The sequence below is a fragment of the Streptomyces sp. genome (genome assembly GCF_035563135.1).
Taxonomy (GTDB): Bacteria; Actinomycetota; Actinomycetes; order Streptomycetales; family Streptomycetaceae; genus Streptomyces.
The window spans coordinates 1-2,714 of sequence record NZ_DATMVN010000496.1; the positions used below are offsets into that span (position 1 = coordinate 1).

4 protein-coding genes are annotated in these 2,714 nt (G+C 71.0%); 1 reads left to right on the plus strand and 3 read right to left on the minus strand.

Features of this window, described 5'->3' with window-relative positions; genetic code table 11:
* Window positions 1–24 precede the first annotated feature (24 nt).
* Together VN520_RS21825 and VN520_RS21830 are read right to left on the minus strand one after the other, a co-directional pair.
* Window positions 25–759, minus strand: coding sequence for a cysteine hydrolase family protein (locus VN520_RS21825; RefSeq protein WP_325748625.1), 735 nt, complete (start codon window positions 757–759; stop codon window positions 25–27).
* Entirely contained in the window at window positions 759–1,349 is a 591-nt protein-coding gene (locus tag VN520_RS21830; RefSeq protein ID WP_325748626.1) for a cysteine hydrolase family protein, read from the minus strand. The genes VN520_RS21825 and VN520_RS21830 overlap by 1 nt, the downstream gene beginning before the upstream one ends.
* Before the next feature lie 180 nt (window positions 1,350–1,529).
* On the opposite strand from VN520_RS21830, the gene VN520_RS21835 reads away from it, so the two are divergent.
* The gene (locus tag VN520_RS21835) at window positions 1,530–1,742 is read left to right on the plus strand and encodes a hypothetical protein (protein WP_325748627.1); all 213 of its coding nucleotides are present in this window, start codon (window positions 1,530–1,532) and stop codon (window positions 1,740–1,742) included.
* Window positions 1,743–2,054: 312 nt separating this feature from the next.
* Here the strand turns inward: VN520_RS21835 and VN520_RS21840 are convergent.
* On the minus strand, window positions 2,055–2,714 hold a 660-nt coding region (locus VN520_RS21840), incomplete at its 5' end, for an NAD(P)H-dependent oxidoreductase (protein WP_325748628.1).

A 2,714-nucleotide genomic window follows, 5' to 3' on the forward strand; every position in this document is an offset into this window, starting at 1 on the left:
GGGGGGGGGGGAGTGCGGGCCGCCTCAGGTGAGGGACTTCTGCGTCGGAACGACGACTCCGTAGAGGTCCTGGATCGTGGCGAGAGCCGCTTCGTGGACCTGCTTCGCGGGAATGCCGTGCCGGTCGCCCTTCAGCGGCAGCGGCCGGGTCGCGGAGGCGTCGGCGACCACGGTCGGGCTGTTGCCGTTGAGGAACGCGCCCTGGGCGGTGAACAGGGTGCACATGTGCGTCATGAACCCGGCGATGATGACGTTCTCGTTCCCGGCCTTCTTGACCTGCGCGGCGAGGTCGGTGCCGTGGAAACCGTTCGGGGCGCTCTTCTCGACGACGGGTTCGCCCTTGGCCGGCTTGAGCGCGGGGATGATCTGGCCCGCCTTCGACTTCAGGTCGTAGCCCTTGTCGACGATGTGGATGACCGGTGTGCCTGCCTCGCGGGCACGCTTCAGCAGCGCAGTCGCGTTGTTCACCGCCGGCTTCCACCCGTCGAGTTCCATCACACCGTCGGTGTAGGTGTTCTGGTAGTCGACGAGGATGAGCGTCGCGTCGGAGAGCGTGGCCGGGGTCTCGTCGAAGCCGTTCAGCTCCCGGAGCGTCGTCGTGTTCTTCGCGACGTTCCTCTCCGCGGCGGAGGTGACGGAGGCGGTGGACGCCGACGTGTCCTTGGCGGAGGCGGCCTCGGAACTTCCGCCGCACGCGGTGGCGGTGGCCGAGAGGACGACGAGGGTGCCGAGCGCGACGGCGGGACGGAGCAGCTTCATCAGGAGATCTCCTTCTGGGACGGAACGACGACCCCGTACAGGTCGGCGATGGTGGCGAGGGCGCTGTGGTGCACCTGGCGGGCGTCGATCTCGGTGCCGGTGACCGGCAGGGCGCGGGTGGCGCAGGCATCGGCCACGACGGTGGGGCGGTTGCCGCGCAGGAAGGCTCCCTGGGCGGTGAAGGCCACGCACATGTGCGTCATGAACCCGGCGATGACCAGGTCGTCGTTGCCCGCGGCGTCGACGTGCCGGTCCAGGTCCGTACCGACGAAGGCGTTCGGCACCTGCTTGACGACGACGGGTTCGCCCTCGGCCGGTGCGACGTGGGGGTGGATCCGTCCGATCTCGGCCCGGATGTCGTACGGGGTGCCTTCGCCGCCGTCGTTGATGACGTGGATGACTTTCGCGCCCTCCTGGCGGGCCCGCGCCAGCAGCTGGGCGGCGGCGTCGAGAGCTTCCTGCCAGCCGTCCAGTTCCATCACACCGGTCGTGTAGGTGTTCTGGTAGTCGATGAGGACCAGGGTCGATCCGGCGAGCTTCGCGGGGGTGTCGTCGAGACCGTTGAGCTGGCGCAGTGTCGTTCGTGGCATGGCAGAACCGCCTGGGGATCGTGGGTCGGAGAGGCAGCCCACCGGCGCGGTGACCTGTGCCTATGACGCTAAGGGCCCCATCCGGCGTCGGCAATGTCATCTAACATGCAGATACCGACATCGATGCTGCCGACCGCGGGGGACCCATGAGCGCTGTCAGGCGAAGCGGCGGGCTGCGGCGTGGTCCTCGCCGCCGGGGCCATGGACCCGGTCACCACCGGTGCCGGGGTGCGCGTCCTCCCCGACGTCACCTCCGGCGATCTGTCCACCAGGAGCATCGGCACCCTGATCGTGCCCGGCGCGGTCGAGGCCGGCAGCCGTCGCCGCGTGCACCCGCTCACCGACCCCCGTGTGGTGGCGCGGGTGAGGCAGTTCGCCGACCGCCTGCGGTGACCCGGAACTGCTCGGCCGGTGGTTGCTGCGTGCGGCGTCCGTCGCCACCTCCGACGGAGTTTTCGACGAGGAGGCCTCCGCCGGCCACCGTTTTGGCGTCCGAGGCCGTCTCACCCCCGATCAGCTGGCGGCGGATCTCGGAACGCGGCGCGCAGCACGCCCGAGCAGGCGCGGCGCAGGCACAGGCACAGGCACAGGCGCCCGGCCCGGTGCTCCCGGACTTGGCGAGTTGCCTTCGCTGCCTTTCTGCCCGCTTCCGTCGAGGACCCTCCCGGCGGGGCGCCGAAGGTGTTCCGGGGCCCGCCCCGCGCGTCAGACCAGCAGTGCGGCGGCCTGGGCGCGCGCCTCGCGGAGCCAGGACTCGCGGGCCTCGGCGGAGGAGCCGGTGACCGTCCGGAAGACGGCCCGGCGTACGTCGGTGACTCCCACGTACGGCAGGACGCACGCCGACCAGATCCTGTCCAGCGGATCCCCGAACTCGCTCTCCTCGCGGTCGGCGGGAGTGTCGGAGGTGTTCAGGACGAGCGCCCGGCCGGCCTTCAGCAGCCCCTCGGGCTCCCCGTCCGACGTGCCCAGCTTGTAGGCGACGCCGGGCACCAGCACCCGCTGCACCCATCCGGTGAGGACGGCGGGCGGCATGCCCCACCAGTTGGGGTGGATGAACACCATGGCGTCGAGGGTGGCCACCTCCGCCCGGTGCGCGGCCAGTTGCGCGTCGGGGGTGCCCGCGGCGGCCCGGACCGTCTCCGTCTCGCCGGCGCGGAGCACGGGGTCGAAGCCCTCCGCGCAGAGATCGTGTGCGAGCACCTGGCAACCCCGGTCGCGCAACTCCCGCACCACGGCGTCGAACACCGCGTGGTTGAAGCTGCCCGGCTGCGGATGTGCGAGGTAGACCCCTGCACGCACCATGTCGTTCCCCCCCCGAGGACGTCGTACGCAGTCGTCGGACGTGGGGCCGTGGAAGCAGCCCCC